Source organism: Microbulbifer variabilis, assembly GCF_056232115.1.
Map to the genome: position 1 here is coordinate 4,166,126 of NZ_CP174325.1, position 18,567 is coordinate 4,184,692.

Genomic DNA, 18,567 nt, shown 5'->3' on the forward strand with positions numbered 1-18,567 from the left:
TGCAGCTACTCCTGTGCCGCCCAGGCATCCAGTGTCAGAGTCGGGTTCTCAGCATCGGGATAGCCCACTTCGATGGTGATATGGCGAAGGCGCTCTTCACTGGTTGCTTCAACTCTTGCGGTCACTTCCCATTCCCGCTCAGCAAAGGTCACCTCCTCCTTTTGCTCACCGACGGGTGGCCAGGGTGTTTGCAATCGCACTTGGGAAAGTATTTGTTGTGCCACCCAGTTGGCAGCGAGCCGCTCTTCCATAATGCGTTGCTGGCGCACACTGCGCTGCATGGCCTGCAACACACTGGCTGCGATTACCCCAAATATCACTAATGCAACCAGGACCTCCACCAAGGTAAATCCCCGCTGGGCAGAAAATCGTTGCGCACTAAAATTCATCAGCCTGCCATTCCAGCTGTAAACCGTAGAGGCTGTTGTAAGTAATTGTCGCGCCACGAGCGAAGTCACCCTCATCAACCAGGTACATCACCAGTTCCACAGGCAGGACCTCACCACTGGACAAGGCGACAAAATGTGGCTTCGCGCTTTCCTCATCCGAACTCTCCTCCTCGGCAAACTCGGTAGACTCTGTCGATGGAAGTTCTGCCCCGGCAATCACCTCAAGGCGTACATTGGGAGGGAGCTCGTGAAGCGCGAAGCGCTGGCTGCGCTTACCGGCAGCAGCATCCGGCGCCTGCCAGGTCATGGTGGCGGGATTAAAGCGCACCACAGTGTAGGATTCCGGTTCCAAAACCACGCCATAGTGGCTCTTATCGATCAAGGCGCGATCTGAGATCAACTGTAGCAAAGCGGAGAGACGCCTAACCTCACCTTCCCATACGCGCACGCCGGAGCTACCCAAAGACATAACCGCCATCCCGGCAAGAGAGGCGATGATCACAATCACCACCAGGATCTCCACCAGGGTAAAGCCCCGGTTACGCGTGAATTTCAGTTGATCTTTCCGGCTGTACATCAGTTGTCGCTTGAACCGGATTTACAGGTCAGCGGCAAAAATATCAGCGTACTCACCTTCACCACCCGGTTTGCCATCGGCACCCAGGGAGAACAGGTCGAAGGGACCAGAGCTGCCGGGGCTGATGTACTGGTATTCATTACCCCAAGGATCTTTCGGCGATTTCTTCAGGTAAGGCTCAGTCCAGTTCTTGGCCTCCGGGAAACCTGACGGACGGGAAACCAGTGCCTGCAAGCCCTGATCAGAGCTGGGATAAACGAAGTTATCCATACGGTACATATCAAGCGCTGTCTCGATTGCTCGCAGATCAACGCGAGCTGCTTTCATACGCGCCTCACCAGTCTTGCCGAGTACACTGGGCACGACCATGGCGCCAAGGACACCGAGGATTACGATCACTACCATGACCTCAATCAGAGTGAAGCCGCGATTTTTGCTTAGGTTTTGCATTTTTTTCTCCAAGTTCAGCCGTAAGCTGGGAACCCCAAGGGCCACAATATCCTTCGTGACCCCACTCTAAAATATTGACTCACTTCAAGGAAGGCATCCCCCTTCACCCGAGTCAGCAGGTATCAGAGAAACCCTGACAGAATCAGGATTAACAGGAGACACTGCCCCTAAGGCTTCTCTTTGAGCCTTACATGGCCAGTTCGTTCATGCCCATAATCGGCATCATAATAGCCATCACGATAAATAGTACGATAGCGGCCATTACCAGCAACATCAGGGGCTCGAACAAACTCACAAAAGCGGTAACCGCACCCTGTAAATCCTGCTCCTGGGACTCTGCCGCCCTTTGCAGCATCTCATCGAGGGTACCGGAGGATTCACCACTGGCAATCATGTAAACCATCATTGGTGGGAAATACCCGATATCTTCCAGCGCTCTGTGCAGGCTACCACCCTCGCGCACAGATTTCTGCGCGCCTTCCAATCTATCTTTCAGAAAATCATTGCTCATTACTCCGCCGGCAATGCCCATGGCCTGTACCAGCGGTACGCTACTCCCCGTTAAGATGGCCAGGGTTCCCACGTAGCGAGCGCTCTGGGCACCACGTACCATCCACCCTATTACCGGTAAATCCAGTAAGCGATGGTGGAAACGGTAACGTATTGCCGGGCGCTTGAGCAGAAAGACTATGCCTATGATGATGGCGCCTAATACCGGGGGCACCAACCAGCCCCAGGCAGAGATGAAGTCACTCAGGGTAACCAGGATTCTGGTAGGTACTGGCAATTCCTGGCCGGTACCAGTAAATACCTCGATCACATCGGGTACCACATACACCATCAGGCCGGTCACCACCAAGACACAAATAAACACCAGCACCGCTGGGTAGATCAGTGCCAGCTGAACTTTTTGCCGAAACTGCTGCTGGCCTTCCGTGTAGTCACCGAGGCGCTCCAGAACTGCATCGAGATGGCCAGAGTGTTCACCAGCCTCTACCGTGGCGCGGTAGAGCTTTGGAAAAGCGCGTGGGAAGCTCGCCAGGGCGAGAGCAAAACTATGCCCCTCAAGGATCTTGCCTCGAACCGCCAGAACAACCCTGCGAATTTTTTGGTTACGAGTTTGATTGGCGATTGCCCCGAGCGTCTCCTCAAGGGGAATACCGGCACGCAGCAAAGTGGCAATCTGACGTGTTAGCAGCGCCAAATTTTTAATGCTGAGGCCTGGGCTACCAGACATAAGTCCACCGGCACTCTTTTCAGATTGCTCAGTAGCAGGAGCCACATCCAGGGGTACCATCCCCTTGGCACGCAATTGTTGGCGCGCGGAACGGGCACTATCCGCCTCAAGGGTTCCCTTGCTCTTCCGACCGGATGCCGCAAGGGCTGTATACTCAAAAGCTGCCACTTTCAGGACTCCTGGGTAACTCGCATCACTTCCTCAAGGGAAGTCCTACCCGCCAGAATCTTGGCGATACCATCATCACGGATGCTCGGCCCCAATTTACGCGCTTCGGCCACCAGTTTGCTTTCCGACGCACGATCGTGAATAAGCTGGCGCATCACCTCATTCAACGGTACCAGCTCATAGATGCCAATACGGCCGACATAACCGCTATGGTTACACTCCTCACAACCGTTGGGGCGATAAATAATGGTTTCCGCATTTGGGTCCACACCGAGCACTTGCCGCTCGTTTTCATCGGCCACATGGGGCTGCTTACACTCTGGGCAAAGTACCCGCACCAAGCGCTGCGCGAGCACACCAATCACGCTCGATGACAGCAAAAAGGGCTCGATTCCCATATCCACAAGTCGGGTCACTGCGCCAAGCGCGGTATTGGTATGCAGCGTGGATAATACCAAGTGGCCAGTCAAACTTGCCTGAATGGCGATTTGCATTGTTTCGAGGTCACGGATCTCACCCACCATCACCACATCGGGATCCTGGCGCAGAATTGCCCGCAAACCGCGAGCAAAAGTCATATCCGCCTTGGTATTCACCTGGGTTTGGCCCACACCTTCCAGGTTGTATTCCACTGGGTCTTCAACCGTAAGGATATTTTTCTCACGGCTGTTAATACTGCCAAGGCCAGCATATAAGGTTGTGGTTTTACCTGAGCCTGTAGGTCCGGTTACCAAAATAATGCCGTGGGGATGGGAAAGCAGTTCCGTCATTACACTGAGATCGCGCTGCGCCATTCCCAGCTTGCTCAGGTCCATCTTACCAGCCTGCTTATCCAGAAGACGCATAACCACACGCTCCCCCGCAGAAGAAGGCATGGTGGATACACGTACATCCACTTCGCGTCCAGCCATCAAAAGAGAAATACGGCCATCCTGGGGAACACGCTTTTCCGCGATATCCAGCTTGGCCATAACCTTAATCCGGGAGACCAGTAAAGGCGCTAGTGCACGGCGAGGCTGCAGTACCTCCCGCAGAACGCCATCAACCCTAAAGCGCACAACCAGCCGCTTCTCAAATGTCTCAATATGGATATCCGAGGCGCCCTGTTTAAGCGACTCGGCGAAAATTGCGTTGATCAGCTTAACGATAGGTGCATCGTCTTCCTGCTCCAACAGATCTTCAGTTTCCGGCAACGAATCTGCAACCGCGGCAAGATCCAAATCCTCACCAAGCCCCTCCACTTCCGAGAGGTTTCCTCCTTCACGGTTTTCATACAGTCGCTGTAGAGCAACCTGGAAAGCCTCTTCCTCGACGGCCTCCAGGCTCACCACAGCACCATTGATTCGCTGTACCTCGGCAACAGCCGAGGGATTCAACGGGGCCACATACTGGCATATAGGCTGGCCTTCCTGCTCCACTAACAGAACCCTGTGACGCTTGGCGAAAGCGTATGGAAGGCGGCGAATTATTGGAGTTCCTGTTCCTAGTTCAGCCGTCATTTAGATTCTTCGACCTCCAGCACCTCAACATCAACCTCACCTGGCACCCCCTCCAGGGCTTCCTCCAGGTTATCAACGGCATTGATAGAACCATCTACCGGGGCCGGGCTTTCGTTATAGGTTCCTGTTGGCGGCATTAAGTCAGGCAATGCATCTCCACGGTGCCAATCCCACAGCAGGCTTGTACGATCTTTGATATAGATCTGCTTCTGCTGCAGATCCATGTAACGTTTGCGGGTCTCCTCGTAACCTGCCACTTGCGTACTCAGGATCTTCGGCTTCAGGAACACCATCAAATTAGTTTTGAAGACTTCCTTTTTATTATTGCGGAACAGGCGGCCTATCCCTGGGATATCCCCTAACAGGGGTACCTTTTGCACAGAGTCTTTAACGGTATCTTCAATTAATCCACCCAGTACAAGTATTGCACCATCGTCGATGAGTACCTTGGTGCGTATTTCCCGCTTGCTAGTAATAATATCCGAAGCCCCGACAGCAGCATCAGCCGCGGCCGAAGCAAGGTTTTCAACTTTTTGCTCAATTTCCAGGGTTACAGAGTTGTTATTATTTACCCTTGGAGTCACTTTGAGTGTGGTACCAATATCCTCACGCTGAATGGTGGTAAAGGGATCATCATTACTACCCGACAACAGCTGTTCACCGGTGATAAAAGGCACATTTTGACCAACGAGGATCTCAGCCTCCTCATTATCCAAAGCCATAATTGTTGGAGTGGAGAGGATATTCGTGTTGCCTGCAGTGGCAAGAGCATTCACTGCGACACGAAGGTCGGTGCCACTCAGGTAACCTAAATGTAATGCATTCGCCCCAGTTAGACTTTCAAGAGGTAGTGAGAAAGGGTTGATATTTCCATCGGCATCTTTAGCCGGAAGGTTATTCCAGCCGGCAACAACATTATCATCCGCCCCAGCAATCCAGCTGATACCCAGCTCGTTATTGGTATTTTCATTAACCTCAACAATAATCGCTTCGATCAACACCTGAGCACGACGCACATCCAGACGAGCGATAACACCTTTCATGGTTTCCAGCAGTGCTGGAGGGGCAGTAAGAACCAAAGCATTGAGTGATTCATTGACTTGGATACTGACTTCAACATTCGCCGCCTGCTGATCTTTCTCAGTGTTCTGAATACTGCCACTCATACCTTCCAGGATTGGCTTGAGGTCTGCAGCATTAGAGTACTGGATATAAACCACCGCAGTATTGCCATCTCCATCCAGCGGCTGGTCAAGGCGAGCAATAACAGACCTGATCTGCTGGCGAGTTACCGGGTCACCGGTCAACAAAATACTATTGGAGCGTTCATCCACGGCAATACGCAACGGCTGTACTTCCTTACCAGCCCCTTTACCACCACCCGACTGCAAAAGATCGGTGAGAATCTGCTTGACCTCTTTTGCGGAGGCAAACATCAAGGGCACGACTTCAATATCAATTGCACCAGCACGGTCCAATTGATTAACCAACCTTACGATCTGGTCAATATTAGCTGCGCGATCCGCAATAATCAGGGTATTGGTATCAGCGTAAGCCGCTAGATGGCCAGTCTGAGGAATCAGGGGGCGCAGCATGGCAATCAATTGCGATGCGGAAATATTTTCCACCCGCACAGTACGGACTACCAGAGACTCAGCCGGCGCACGGGTGTTGGCATCAGCTACAGGAATCGCTTGCTGTTTTGCTAATGCATCAGGCACTACTTTCCAGGTTCCGCCCTGCTCTACAAGACTAAAACCATTTACCTGAAGCACCGACATAAAAACATCGAAGGCTTCTTCATGGGTCATGGGATCACCGGCAACAACGGTGACTTTTCCCTTGACATTGGGGTGAACAATAATATTTTTTCCGGTGAAATCCGCAGCCCAGTTAATCAGGTCACGAACATCCGCATTATCGAGAGAAAGGGTTACCCTCTCCGGGCCTTGAGCCAGCGTTGCAGTAGACACAAAAAAACCAAATCCGACCGCAATCAGCCGTCGATAAAACATCTTCATCATTATTTATCTGGCTCTAGTAAATGTTCAAAAAACTCAAAACAATCTAGGTTGACAGTTTTTATTGGGGCTGACGTTGCGCTCGCCGTTCGCGAGCAAGTTCACGCAGCTTTTCCATCCGCTCCCGAATACTCTGCTGATTTTCTCCACGCTGCGCAGTATTACTGCTTCGGCTACTCTTGCGAGCAAGGCTGGAGTAATTCTTAAGCGGAACATTCGGTCGACCATCCACTTCTGGATAGGTCAGTTTTTCCATCCTGCCATTACGACGAAGAACTACATGATCTACCTCAACAGAATAAAGTTCTGCGCCACCCGGCAGAGAATCCCCTACATACAAACGCTTCGCAGGTTTTCCTTTTTCGGCCACAAGTGCGCTAGCTTTTTTCTTGTCACTACTGTCTAAAACGCCAGATAAGACAATATTCAATTGGGTGATAGGGAGATTGGAAAGATCGACTTCAGGGACGTCTACTTTTTCCTTGGCATCGGCGAGGCCAAAGAAAGGGGTATTTGGTATCGAAGCGGCCTGGGGCGCACTCACTCTGGAGTTCTTGCGCTCAGCCAGCAGAGATTCTTCAGTTTCTGCAGGAATAAACAGGGAACCATAGGCGAACAGGTTGCCAGAGACCCAAAGCAGACCCACTGCGGATGCCGCCATGGTGCCGCGGGAAATCGCCTTTCGCGACTCACCCTGGCCAAAACCGGTGCCAACTGAGCCAAAGGCTCGCTTTAATGGGGACATGAACATACCCACATACAAGTTCAACTTTTTTGAGGTTATTGGTTTTTGACGCCTATTTTGTTGCCTAAGTCTTTGAAAGGCAACGCTCCTGCCCAGTTAAACGCTGCAAACCTTAAATTCGTCCCCGAAATTGCACACTAGTTCCGCCTCAAATAAAAAAGGCGGCTACCCGCCGCCTTTTCCAGTACTGGTCAGTATAGTAATCAAGGATTACAGCTTTGCTTCAAGCTCGGGAACAGCTTCAAACAAATCAGCGACCAGACCGTAATCGGCAACGGAGAAGATCGGGGCTTCTTCGTCTTTGTTGATCGCAACAATAACCTTGGAATCCTTCATACCTGCCAGGTGCTGGATAGCGCCGGAGATACCGACAGCAATGTACAAATCGGGAGCGACGATCTTACCGGTTTGACCAACCTGCATATCGTTGGGAACAAAACCGGCATCTACCGCAGCGCGAGAGGCACCAACGGCTGCACCAAGCTTGTCAGCCAGCTTGTACAACATCTCAAAGTTGTCACCATTCTGCATTCCGCGCCCACCAGAAATGACCACGCTAGCGGCAGTTAGTTCCGGACGATCGGATTTGGCGAGCTCTTCGCCGACAAAAGTTGAGACACCGGCATCATCAGTAATATCAACTGACTCAACGGCCGCACTACCACCTTCTACTGCAACAGCATCAAAAGCAGTGGTGCGAACAGAGATCACTTTGATAGCATCTGAACTCTGAACGGTTGCAATAACATTCCCTGCGTAGATCGGACGCTTGAATGTGTCAGCACTCTCTACAGCGATAATGTCGGAGATTGGCTGAACATCCAGAAGTGCGGCAGCACGCGGCAGCATGTTCTTGCCAGTGGTGGTGGCGGGAGCCAGGATGTGGCTGTAATCCTTACCTAGATCAGCTACTAATTTGGCAACATTTTCAGCCAGTTGGTGCTCATAGGCGGAATTATCAGCCAGCAGTACTTTACTTACACCTTCTACCTTTGCTGCAGCTTCTGCTACGGCAGCACAACCAGCGCCGGCAACCAGCACTGCGATATCACCACCAATGGCTTTGGCTGCGGCTACGGTGTTCAGCGTAGCGCCCTTCAGCTCGGCGTTGTCATGTTCAGCAATAACCAGGATGCTCATCAGATTACCTTCGCCTCGTTTTTCAGTTTCTCTACCAGTTCCGCAACGTCGGCTACTTTAACGCCTGCCTGACGCTCAGCCGGCGGCTCAACATTCAGGGTTTTGGTGCGAGGAGTAATATCTACACCCAGCTCATCTGGAGTAGTAGTATCGAGGGGCTTCTTCTTGGCCTTCATGATATTCGGCAGAGAAGCGTAGCGCGGCTCATTCAAGCGCAAGTCGGTGGTAACGATCGCAGGCAACTTCAGTTCAACCGTCTGCAGCCCGCCATCAATCTCACGGGTAACCTTAACGGCATCACCCTGCACAGTCACTTCAGAAGCGAAGGTGCCCTGCCCCATTCCAGTCAATGCGCCCAGCATTTGTCCGGTCTGGTTATTGTCACCATCGATGGATTGCTTACCCAGGATGACCATTTGAGGCTCTTCCTTATCAACAATCGCCTTCAGGCACTTGGCCACGGCCAGAGGCTGCAGCTCCGCATCGGTTTCTACCAATATGCCGCGGTCAGCACCCAGGGCCAGCGCAGTACGAATTTGCTCTTGGCATTGCTTGGAGCCCATGGAAACGGCGACTATCTCGCTGACAACGCCTTTTTCCTTCAAGCGTACCGCCTCTTCAACTGCGATTTCGCAAAAGGGGTTGATAGACATTTTGACGTTGGCTGTATCAACGTCAGTGCCGTCCGCCTTAGGGCGAACCTTGACGTTGTAGTCAACAACGCGTTTCACAGCTACAAGAACTTTCATGGAAATCCCGTCTTAAATAAGCTTTTTAACAGCCGCGACTGACGATTCACATCGCGAACGGATACGGTGTTCTGGTCAAACAAGTGTTTGAACGGCGTGTATGGTGGCGGTTCTATACGGCAAAATCAATAGTCAAATAGAAGTCATCACTGCCATTCACAAAATCTATTTCCAACCATTGGGGTAGTCTATCCCCTATTCCTAACCTGTTGAAATACAGCGCATTTGCCATAGCAAATGAATAGTCATGCAATTGGTAGGGTTGATTAAACGCCTATATAATCAGCCACCAATATAAATGATAAGGCCGGAATGGCCGCAAAAAGTTGAATGCAACTGCTGAGGAGAGTGCCGTGGAACGCGAATCAATGGAATACGATGTAGTGATCGTGGGTGCCGGCCCCGCCGGATTGGCAGCGGCCTGCCGTATTCGCCAGCTCAATGAAGACATCTCAGTATGTGTCGTGGAGAAGGGTTCCGAGGTCGGTGCCCACATTCTTTCGGGCGCAGTTTTTGAACCTACTGCCCTGAATGAACTTTTCCCTGATTGGAAAGAGCGCGACGCCCCACTGAACACCGAAGTCAAGGGCGATGACATCTACGTCCTGCGCAGCGATGAAAACTCCATTAAAGTGCCCAATATGTTTGTGCCCAGCACCATGCACAACGAAGGCAACTACATCATCAGCCTTGGAAATCTATGCCGCTGGCTGGCGGAGCAAGCAGAAAATCTGGGAGTGGAAATCTTCCCTGGGTTCGCCGCATCTGAAGTGCTTTATAGTGAAGACGGATCCGTAAAAGGCATTGCTACAGGTGATATGGGAATCGGCCTGAATGGGGAGCAGAAAGACTCCTACATGCCCGGCATGGAACTGCACGCAAAGTACACACTTTTTGCCGAAGGCTGCCGTGGCCACCTGGGCAAACAGTTGATTGAGCGCTTCAAACTGGATGCCGATACCGACCCACAACACTACGGCATAGGCATAAAGGAAATCTGGAAAGTACCTGCTGAAAAACACCAACAGGGCTTGGTAGTTCACACCGCAGGCTGGCCTCTGGATCAAAGCAACACCCACGGTGGCGGCTTCCTTTACCACCTCGAGGACAACCAGGTAGTGGTCGGCCTGATTACTGATCTGGCCTACAGTAACCCACATGTCAGCCCCTTTGATGAGTTCCAGCGCTACAAGCACCACCCGGTGATTAAGCAATACCTGGAAGGTGGCGAGCGCGTGGCCTATGGCGCCCGAGCTATTGTTAAAGGCGGCCTACAGTCTCAGCCAAAAATGACTTTTCCTGGCGGGCTTCTAATAGGAGATAACGCCGGCACCCTGAACTTTGCCAAGATCAAGGGAAATCACACTGCGATGAAGTCTGGCATGATTGCTGCAGAATCCGTAGTGGAAGCTATTGCCGCAGACCGCAACAGCGAGGAGCTGACCGATTATACCTCCAGGTATCGTGACAGCTGGGCCTGGAAAGAGCTACATATGCAGCGCAACTTCGGCCCTGCCCAACACAAGTGGGGCAACATCCTTGGCTCCGCTTATGCCTTTGTGGATATCAACCTGTTCAAAGGCAAGTTGCCCTGGACCTTGCGCGATACTAAGGCAGATCACGCACAGCTCAAACCCGCAGCAGACTGTGCAAAAATTGACTACCCCAAACCCGACGGTGTACTTAGTTTTGATAAGCTGTCCTCTGTATTTATTTCCAACACAAATCACGAGGAAGATCAGCCCTGCCATCTGATCCTGAAGGATGCGGAGATTCCGCTGAACCACAACCTGCCAATCTATGACGAACCGGCACAGCGCTACTGCCCCGCCGGCGTATACGAAGTTGTTGAGGATGCCAACGGCAAGCGATTCCAGATAAATGCACAGAACTGTGTTCACTGTAAGACCTGTGACATTAAAGACCCAACCCAGAATATTGTTTGGGTTACTCCGGAAGGTGGCGGCGGTCCCAACTACCCAAATATGTAAACCCATCGACTTAAATGGCGCCTTCCGGCGCCATTTTTATATCTACTTTTTCACTTGAACTCTCTGCAACGTGAAAAAGTAGAGAAAATTCCTGCGGGCGAAAAAGAGGCAGCAGAAATTATTGAGAGAGAAGATCAGAATTTATATTGAGCGTTTATGGCAAAGGTCTGGCCCGGCTTTTCTTCAAAGACAATAACGCCATCTCGCTCAATCTCAATTGATTCATCCAGAAGGTTTTGCATCTTGGCTTTTATAGTCACCTCCTCAGTAGGGTACCAGGAGTAAGTTAGGTCAAGCGAATGGAAAGGTTGCTCGTAAGAATCTGGATCCAAGTTACGGCCAGCCAGATGCAGGCGCTCTCCAAAAACGTTGTAACCCAGCGTCGCAGAGTGATTGCCATCAGGGCTGTCGAAACCCATCAACATATTCACAACGTATTCGGATGCTCCTGTCATTTCACGCACCGGATTCGTCGGAGCATCAGCCTCATCTCCAGCAACCAACTCGGTTTCCTGCAAGGTTACATTGCCCTGCACAAAGAAGCTCTCCATATTATCGCCAAGGAAACCAAGTTGCTTCATGCCTTCGATTTCAATACCGGTAATCTTTCCAGACTCGGCATTAATAATCTCGCGAGCCACATTGGTATCACTGGAGGCAGCCTCGAAAAACTCAATTGGGTCAACCACATCCTTATAAAAAGCAGAAACTGTCAAACTGTCCCCGCTGTCAAAGAACCACTCAGCACGTAAATCATAATTGTTGATTTCTGAAGGCCTGACATCGGGGTTCCCTTTCACCTGCTCATCGGTAATAGGGTCAATATAGAACGCATCGGTAATTTCACGAAGATCAGGGCGCACGGCTGTTTTTGAAACCCCCAAACGAAGCTGGAACGTCTCCGCCCAAAATGACCCCATATAAGTCAGGGAGAAAGATGGGTAAATGTCATCTTCAGCATAAACAGCCTCCAGCAACTCATCCGGGTCAGCTGTTACTTGCGGGTCATCTATCGTGTAGCCATATGGGTTCCACTCAAGTGCCACCTGGCTGTAATCCTCCCAGCGCGCCCCTGCCGAAATTCGCCAAGCTTCATTGAACGTCCAATCGAATTTACCAAACACTGCATCTGTTGCCGTTGCAGCTAAATAGCTTTGCTTGTTGCTCCCCGCCAAGTCAAAAACAAAGTCATTATCGCCGCTGATAATATTATCATCACTAAATACTTCATCTAGGGGGCTGCCCAACACATCCTCATCGTTCACACTGAAAATATCCAAGCGTAGCTCAGTTTGCCTGTATGAGCGTCCCTTCTCTATCCTGGCAAAACCACCGCTTAACTCCAGGCTGGAAGTGGAAAATTCCAAAGGTAAGGTGGCCGACCAACCATAATTTTTAACGTCATCCTCAAGCTCTGTGAAGCGGAACCCCGCGCTTCGCGAGCCTGTACTGACCTTCGAACTCAACACTTCGCCTGTCGCAGGATCAGTAACCGTATCGGAAATAACATCCACCTGATTAGGAATATCCGTGGTCGCTGTCGCGTCCGAATAGAACCAGTCGAAAACCACCTCTTCCGGAACCCAGTTGAAAAAATCAAAAGGAAGGATAGCTTTGGTCTCAGGCCCCAAGGAGTGGCTACCCTTGACCTGATTCAGGGCCAACTCCCTCTCTTCATATTTCAACAAATACTCACGATAGCCAGAACCATCTGATACCTGACGATTTTCATTAAAGTAATCGGTGATAGAAGTTTCATCATCAGTGTTACGTAGAAAGAGGCTTGTATTTTCGATTACATGCTCATCCGCAAAGCGCAAACCTAAATTTAAGTTTCCGCTGATATCCACTGAGTATGTAGACTTGCTACGGTTGTTTAATTGCTCATTGGGAGCCCCGAAATTGCGCAGAGTTCTCTCAGACTCTCTCCACTCGCTTTTATATGAGGCACCAGCCAGAAGCCCCAACTCCCATTTATCACCGAGATAAAAACGATTACCTACACTCGCTTTCACATCACCATCAGGATCGCTGGACTCCTCTTCGATGGCAATATCACGATTAAGGTTTAGGGCCAGCTCACGATTTAGCCCCCGGGCTGCAGCATCAGCTTCCTGCTCACTGGAATACTGCTTTCCCTCCTCAATCAGAATTTTTCTAATATCAGAAATTCCCAAACCACCCCTGAAGCGCTTTAACGCAACAGAGATTTCGCCCGGTAGCGCCCTGGTTCCGTCATCGGTTCCGAAGTGATCATTACCCCCTCCCCGATAGCTCAGAACTTCACCGCTGGTTTCTGAGTTGGCTCCTGTCCCCAATTCAATTGAATACGTAAGATCATCTGGAATTCCCTTTGTCCGAATATCCACATTTCCACCGCCAAAACTCGCGGCCTGGTCAGCAGAGTAACTTTTCTGTACAGCCAGCGAATCCACGATAGAGGTGGGAAATAGATCGAGGGGAATCACATTTCTCGTCAAGTCCGGTGAGGGTACCGTAGCGCCATTCAGCGTGGTACTGGAGTAACGCTCTCCCAATCCCCGCACATAAACAAATTTATCGCTCACTAGCGATAGTCCCGACACCCTGCGTAACGCCGCAGCCACCGTTGAGTCCCCTACCCGACCAATCATCTCAGCACCGAGGATGTCGGTGACCACCTCCTCTTCCAGGCGCTCACTAACCAGAGATTCCGCCGAGCCCCTTAAACGCCCCTGGACCATTACTTCTTCAAGACTTTGTATCGAACCAGTCTCTTTTTCCACAAGATCTGCATCCTGGGCAATTACACCAGGAGCAATAGCAGTGGCCGCGGCAATAGCCATTACCAGCGGCACCCTCTGAAAATTTTCATATTTAGCCATCACATAGGCCTCTTATCATTCCCATTATTGGGTGTCTAAACCAAGCAGGGCGCCGACTCCATCAGCGAAGGCGGCGCCCTGCAAGATCAGGAGAGCTTCCCCTAACCACATCTTTGGCTAATTATTCAAACCAGAGAGGCTGTGCACGGCTGCCTTGATGTAAGCCATAAGTCCAGCCTTGAGTCCAATCAGTACCGTTGATATCAAGTGCACCCAAATAAGCACGCTCAAACGCGGTGACAGCGGGTTCCGCGTCGTTGATTCGCTGCTGGTCGGCGCCCACGGTATAGATTGCTGGAGTGCCGTCTAGCAGAATAAAGTTAGTATCAATGCCGATAGTTGGGCTCAACGCTCCTGAAATTGGAGCAAACTGATTGCCGCTATCTACAGCCCACGCCTCCAGATCAAAGGTATCTTCATCTGTCTTGGTGCGATCCTCACAAGCAAAGATGTTGGAGGTCAGGGCTACTTCCGTACCAGAGGTTGCTTCATTGCGCGTTTGAACACTCTCCATACGCAGACAGTAATTGCTACCATCATCTGACGTTTCATCAGCTTTAAAAGAAGCAACAATTATGGAATTCGTAATCATTGGATAGATACCCTCACGCAGACGCCAACCTGCACCCGGATCATGAGTACCTTCTTTTTGAGCAGAAACGATACAAGTCAGACCATCAATCATTGGGCGGCTGTTCAGACCCTGATCAATCAGAGCGGTATAATCAATCGTATCTTTGTAAGAACCGATTCCATCTGCCTCAATACAGTGGTTCCCATCATTTTCACTCTGTACAACCAAGGCATTGGTAATCCTTCCACGATAACCTTCATCAATATCGATTGAATCATCTCGCACATAGAGAGCAACATAATTGCTAACGTCTACTGCACCACCAAAGAACTCAATTCCATCATCAAAAGTGGAATAAGTTTGCAGGTTATTTATCACTGTGCCGCTGCCAACTGCATCAAAAGAGATGCCATTTAATTCATCACCACTAGCAACCAGGGCACCCGTGTGCTTTACAACAACATAGGAAAGCTCGCCAGAGTTATCTCCATTGTTGTCTCCACCGTAGTATGAGGTGTTATCGTCAGTGGAACCTTCAGCGGCAACATGACACTCGCCATCCAAGGTGAGATCTCCACCGGCAATTGAGCCTGAGTATTTGCACTTATTGGTTACACCAAAACCGTTGATAACCATTCCACCCCACTGGGATACGGCGTCTGCAGTTACAGTGCCGCGCACATCGGTTTCAGAGGTAAATGTAATTGGTGCGGATTCAGTACCACGGGCAAAAACCTGTGAACCACGATTTACAACCATAAAGGCTGAGTTATCCTTAAAGGCAACGGTTGCCCCGGCTTGTATTTCCAATTTGACGCCATCACCGCCCTGGGTAATATCGGCAGCCTGTAAGTCGGCATCACTGGAGTAGTTTTCACCAACAAAGAGACTACCGTCAAAAATGTGCGCGCCATCATCTGAAAGCGCAGGAAGATACAAGTCCTCGGTTAAAGGATTAGACGCGGAAACAAAGTCGGCTCCATATCGACAGTTACCGCTTTCAAAAGAGCCTTGTACCCCCGTACTTTCGATCATTGCGCAGGGATTTTCAGAAGATCCGCCACCAGAATTATCGACAGAGTTGTCTACTGAATTATCAACAGTCTTAGGCTCAACACTCACTCCACCACCGTCACAACCCGCCAGTAAAGCTGTAATGGCGGCAGCCAGAATGATCTGATTTTGTATGCGTTTCATATCTCCCCCACAGGAATGTAATCCTTGAAAAACAGTCAATCAGTACGAAAAGCTATTGGATAGCCCTACTAAGCCAAACAACACACTGTTGACTGCCTAAATTTCTGTTTAATTTATTCGCTTAAGCGGTTAGGACGCGGGGGAGTGTAGAAATGCCGTGTTGCGAACTTGTTAACTTTTTATATATTTTCAGTAATTTTTGCAATAAAACACCCAGCTTTACACTTTTTGGAATGTTTTATTGCTTTCAAATTTCATTCAGCTTTCAAGTAAATGAATAAAATATGGATATTTAATAAATCCGTATCAATTAAGTAATACGTACAACATTCAGTACATATAGAAAACCAGCAAGGAGAGAAAACAGGAAAAGCAAAAGCCTCCGGCTTAATATAAGACTAAGTAATAAGGCAAAGAAAAGAAGCTTAGAGCCAGCAGAACGCTGGCCCTAAAATGGCAGTTTTTCAAAAATCAATTATAAGAACCGAGCAGAAAATCCTTGCCGGCACTACGCACAAAAAGTTTCCCGGTATCACTGGGGCCATTATTAGCTTCTTGAGCCCAATCGACCAGCTGGTAGAACACATCACGGGAAACCCTGGCTTGAAGGCCACCACGAACCTCCAGGTAAGGAATTAGTTGCTGGGGGGCGCCAAACTCCTTTAGGTGCCAATTGCGGTCTTCGTCTAGTGCGATCACATCACCCACATTGGTTGTGAAAAGTAAGGTCTGAGCATCACTATTCGGATTACGTGCCACCTGTGTCGCCACAAAAGGTACATCTTCCACCAGTATGCGCAGCTTCTCCACTGGAGTCACCAGGAAATATTCATCCCCTTCCCGCTTGAGGATGCTCGCAAACAGCTTAACCAGTGTGTGCCGCTTTATTTCTGTCCCTTCATGAATCCAGCGACCATCATGCTTGATGACCATATCCATGTCGCCACAGAGGTCGGGGTTCCACTTTTCAACCGGAGGATATCCGTGGAACTCCCTCTGTAGTTTTTGCAGCTGCTCGAAAAGTGGCTCAGCCAAAGGACGGCCCCGCAGCTTGACCAGTGGTATGACTGCTTGCCGGTGGCTTGCGGGAGGAAATATCTCCGATATGGACCCCCACGTCCATGATGAACTCCATCAGGCCCTCTCGGTCCTCAATCACGTCAGCAAACGACTTGGAGTGATAAAGCTCTACTGCACCCTGAACCAGGGCCCAATAGGTTGAATAGTAATAGTAGGCAGGCACCTTCTTCAGCATGCCCTGCTCCATCCTTCGTTCAAACACCCGGTTCAGGGCAGAAGCATTGGAGTTGCGAATGGCATGTAGCTCAGAAATCATCTCCGGAGCTAAATTGAGGGTGATTATTTTCTCTTCCAACCGCTGGAAGAGCCTGTCCTTGCCCGGATCAGCCATACGGGACTCAAAATAGGCTCTGGCTGGAGCTGTGATATCGCCTTTTTCTTCAGCATTCTCAACAGCTACCTTCAGGCGTTCAGCGAGGGACCTCTCGTAGTCCATCAGCAAACGCATGTAAATCTCTGTCTTTGAAATGAAGTGCTTGTAGATGGTGCCCTTACCAATATCTACCCGCTCGGCGATCTGCTCGACCGTGACCTTTTCTTCACCGTGCTCCAGCAGAAGCTCCAGAGCCGCATCCAGGATGCGCTGCTCTCTCGCGCGAAACCTCTGAACCTTCTCTTTTGCCTTATCCATACTTCCGACCTTCTCTGCCCGTAATAATGGGGACTGAAATTGACTATTCATTCATGAATGATAGGCAATTCAACTCGGTTGGAAAAGTGAATCGAGAAATTAGACACTCAAATATTAAAAATTTTAGCCTGTTTTGCTCAATTTTTGTGCTATTAGTGCAAGATACAGAGTGTGGAGGGGAACGTCACCCGAAAAAGTTGGCGCCAGTTATCGAAGACATAGAATTCTCAGAGTAGGAGCTTACGGGAATAAAAAACATTGGAGCTATCAAAAATTTTGGCAGGTAGTCCATTACCCACCCGCAAGCAGGTGCTTTCCCAAAACAGCGCTTTAAGCACCTGCCCCCTAAACCGACTTCATCTTAAGCTCCAGTAAGGGAGCTACGACATCGTTGTCCTGAGTACGAATCCAAAGCATCTCTTCCTCACTATAAAGCTCCGCCACAATAGCGTTTGCCAACTCACAGTCATGGGATATGAGGTGCTGAGCCAGCCATTCGGCGGCAAATGTGCGCTTCTTGCCAAGAGTCCCTTGGGCGCGCTTATATAGATTCTTTATCGCTTTGCGGCTGTACTCTAAAGTGGAAACTCCCGGGGTGGCTTCTACCATCTTGCGGTGCAGCTTTTTCGTCTTTTGCTCAATAATATAGGGCAGTACCTGCCCCGAAATATAATCGTGTGCAACAGAGCCCTTACATGTACATTCAAAAGATTTTCTTTCTTGAAAGATCTTTTTAAGACCATTGAGGTGGTTGTGAGTTTTGTATGCTGACCTGGCGGCCAAGCCAGCGTAACCGACAGAGAGCGCCGTCCCGGCAACGATTAAGCCTACGCCCGTAGCCGAAGTGGCTACAGCAGCCCCGGTTGCAAGGCCTGTAAGTGTTGCACCCGTAGCGGTTTGTGCACCCCAGGTGCCATAGTAAGCTGCGGACCCTACCACTCCAGCCACCGCCTTTGCAGTACGATGTCTGCTAACTACCTTGCCAAAGTTTTGCGGTGGACGAATATCAATATCGTGATGTGGCATCTGGCAACATTCCTTTCCCGTTATTGCATTTTTATCGGTAATTAATCGGCCGGGGTTACGCCTCAAGACATCTCTCCCAGGCACTATATGGCGCGTTATATCACATCAATAAGCACACAATCGACAAATTGAAAAAATCAAGAGCATATTTTTTCAAATTTAATGGGTTATATGATTTGGCCATACACAACTGCGATTCGGTATTGGAGTGACCAGTCGATCGAATTCG

The 18,567-nt window shown here is 50.1% G+C and carries 15 protein-coding genes; 1 reads left to right on the forward strand and 14 read right to left on the reverse strand.

The window, feature by feature from the left end; genetic code table 11:
* Positions 1 to 5: 5 nt before the first annotated feature.
* The 9 genes from gspI to ACJJI7_RS18585 form a co-directional block, all read right to left on the reverse strand.
* A complete protein-coding gene (gene gspI / locus ACJJI7_RS18545) occupies positions 6 to 389 on the reverse strand; it encodes a type II secretion system minor pseudopilin GspI (protein WP_020412893.1) in 384 nt (127 codons plus the stop codon).
* Positions 379 to 966, reverse strand: coding sequence for a type II secretion system minor pseudopilin GspH (gene gspH, locus ACJJI7_RS18550; RefSeq protein WP_282953401.1), 588 nt, complete (start codon positions 964 to 966; stop codon positions 379 to 381). The genes gspI and gspH overlap by 11 nt, the downstream gene beginning before the upstream one ends.
* A 21-nt stretch (positions 967 to 987) precedes the next feature.
* Positions 988 to 1,416, reverse strand: coding sequence for a type II secretion system major pseudopilin GspG (gspG, locus tag ACJJI7_RS18555; RefSeq protein WP_020412895.1), 429 nt, complete (start codon positions 1,414 to 1,416; stop codon positions 988 to 990).
* Between the two features lie 187 nt (positions 1,417 to 1,603).
* On the reverse strand, positions 1,604 to 2,821 hold the full coding sequence (gene gspF, locus ACJJI7_RS18560; RefSeq protein ID WP_020412896.1) for a type II secretion system inner membrane protein GspF: 1,218 nt from the start codon (positions 2,819 to 2,821) through the stop codon (positions 1,604 to 1,606).
* A gap of 2 nt (positions 2,822 to 2,823) precedes the next feature.
* The gene (gene gspE / locus ACJJI7_RS18565; RefSeq protein WP_020412897.1) at positions 2,824 to 4,320 is read right to left on the reverse strand and encodes a type II secretion system ATPase GspE; all 1,497 of its coding nucleotides are present in this window, start codon (positions 4,318 to 4,320) and stop codon (positions 2,824 to 2,826) included.
* The gene (gene gspD, locus ACJJI7_RS18570; protein WP_020412898.1) at positions 4,317 to 6,344 is read right to left on the reverse strand and encodes a type II secretion system secretin GspD; all 2,028 of its coding nucleotides are present in this window, start codon (positions 6,342 to 6,344) and stop codon (positions 4,317 to 4,319) included. The genes gspE and gspD overlap by 4 nt, the downstream gene beginning before the upstream one ends.
* Positions 6,345 to 6,402: 58 nt before the next feature.
* On the reverse strand, positions 6,403 to 7,086 hold the full coding sequence (locus ACJJI7_RS18575) for a type II secretion system protein N (RefSeq protein WP_353376246.1): 684 nt from the start codon (positions 7,084 to 7,086) through the stop codon (positions 6,403 to 6,405).
* A gap of 210 nt (positions 7,087 to 7,296) precedes the next feature.
* Positions 7,297 to 8,226, reverse strand: coding sequence for an electron transfer flavoprotein subunit alpha/FixB family protein (locus ACJJI7_RS18580; RefSeq protein ID WP_444901527.1), 930 nt, complete (start codon positions 8,224 to 8,226; stop codon positions 7,297 to 7,299).
* A complete protein-coding gene (locus ACJJI7_RS18585; RefSeq protein WP_444901526.1) occupies positions 8,226 to 8,975 on the reverse strand; it encodes an electron transfer flavoprotein subunit beta/FixA family protein in 750 nt (249 codons plus the stop codon). The genes ACJJI7_RS18580 and ACJJI7_RS18585 overlap by 1 nt, the downstream gene beginning before the upstream one ends.
* Positions 8,976 to 9,328: 353 nt before the next feature.
* On the opposite strand from ACJJI7_RS18585, the gene ACJJI7_RS18590 reads away from it, so the two are divergent.
* The gene (locus ACJJI7_RS18590) at positions 9,329 to 10,966 is read left to right on the forward strand and encodes an electron transfer flavoprotein-ubiquinone oxidoreductase (protein ID WP_444901525.1); all 1,638 of its coding nucleotides are present in this window, start codon (positions 9,329 to 9,331) and stop codon (positions 10,964 to 10,966) included.
* 134 nt (positions 10,967 to 11,100) lie between these two features.
* Here ACJJI7_RS18590 and ACJJI7_RS18595 read toward each other — a convergent pair whose 3' ends face one another.
* The 5 genes from ACJJI7_RS18595 to ACJJI7_RS18615 all read right to left on the reverse strand — a co-directional run bounded on the left by ACJJI7_RS18595 (position 11,101) and on the right by ACJJI7_RS18615 (position 18,338).
* On the reverse strand, positions 11,101 to 13,830 hold the full coding sequence (locus ACJJI7_RS18595) for a TonB-dependent receptor domain-containing protein (protein ID WP_282953397.1): 2,730 nt from the start codon (positions 13,828 to 13,830) through the stop codon (positions 11,101 to 11,103).
* A gap of 121 nt (positions 13,831 to 13,951) precedes the next feature.
* Entirely contained in the window at positions 13,952 to 15,601 is a 1,650-nt protein-coding gene (locus tag ACJJI7_RS18600) for a beta-helix domain-containing protein (protein WP_282953396.1), read from the reverse strand.
* A 471-nt stretch (positions 15,602 to 16,072) separates the two neighbouring features.
* On the reverse strand, positions 16,073 to 16,636 hold the full coding sequence (locus tag ACJJI7_RS18605) for a DUF1285 domain-containing protein (protein ID WP_282953395.1): 564 nt from the start codon (positions 16,634 to 16,636) through the stop codon (positions 16,073 to 16,075).
* Positions 16,629 to 17,312, reverse strand: a complete 684-nt coding sequence (locus ACJJI7_RS18610; RefSeq protein ID WP_020412906.1) for a TetR/AcrR family transcriptional regulator — start codon at positions 17,310 to 17,312, stop codon at positions 16,629 to 16,631. The genes ACJJI7_RS18605 and ACJJI7_RS18610 overlap by 8 nt, the downstream gene beginning before the upstream one ends.
* Before the next feature lie 345 nt (positions 17,313 to 17,657).
* Positions 17,658 to 18,338: a hypothetical protein gene (locus ACJJI7_RS18615; protein WP_444901524.1), complete on the reverse strand. Its 681-nt coding sequence runs from the start codon at positions 18,336 to 18,338 to the stop codon at positions 17,658 to 17,660.
* Between the last annotated feature and the right edge of the window lie 229 nt (positions 18,339 to 18,567).

Bases quoted from the DNA above. Each gene is read 5' to 3' on its own strand.
- gspG (WP_020412895.1), bottom strand. From the start codon at position 1,416: ATGCAAAACCTAAGCAAAAATCGCGGCTTCACTCTGATTGAGGTCATG.
- ACJJI7_RS18610 (WP_020412906.1), bottom strand. From the start codon at position 17,312: ATGGATAAGGCAAAAGAGAAGGTTCAGAGGTTTCGCGCGAGAGAGCAG.
- gspI (WP_020412893.1), bottom strand. From the start codon at position 389: ATGAATTTTAGTGCGCAACGATTTTCTGCCCAGCGGGGATTTACCTTG.
- ACJJI7_RS18575 (WP_353376246.1), bottom strand. From the start codon at position 7,086: ATGTCCCCATTAAAGCGAGCCTTTGGCTCAGTTGGCACCGGTTTTGGC.
- ACJJI7_RS18585 (WP_444901526.1), bottom strand. From the start codon at position 8,975: ATGAAAGTTCTTGTAGCTGTGAAACGCGTTGTTGACTACAACGTCAAG.
- ACJJI7_RS18580 (WP_444901527.1), bottom strand. From the start codon at position 8,226: ATGAGCATCCTGGTTATTGCTGAACATGACAACGCCGAGCTGAAGGGC.
- gspH (WP_282953401.1), bottom strand. From the start codon at position 966: ATGTACAGCCGGAAAGATCAACTGAAATTCACGCGTAACCGGGGCTTT.
- gspE (WP_020412897.1), bottom strand. From the start codon at position 4,320: ATGACGGCTGAACTAGGAACAGGAACTCCAATAATTCGCCGCCTTCCA.
- ACJJI7_RS18595 (WP_282953397.1), bottom strand. From the start codon at position 13,830: ATGGCTAAATATGAAAATTTTCAGAGGGTGCCGCTGGTAATGGCTATT.
- ACJJI7_RS18600 (WP_282953396.1), bottom strand. From the start codon at position 15,601: ATGAAACGCATACAAAATCAGATCATTCTGGCTGCCGCCATTACAGCT.
- gspD (WP_020412898.1), bottom strand. From the start codon at position 6,344: ATGATGAAGATGTTTTATCGACGGCTGATTGCGGTCGGATTTGGTTTT.
- ACJJI7_RS18615 (WP_444901524.1), bottom strand. From the start codon at position 18,338: ATGCCACATCACGATATTGATATTCGTCCACCGCAAAACTTTGGCAAG.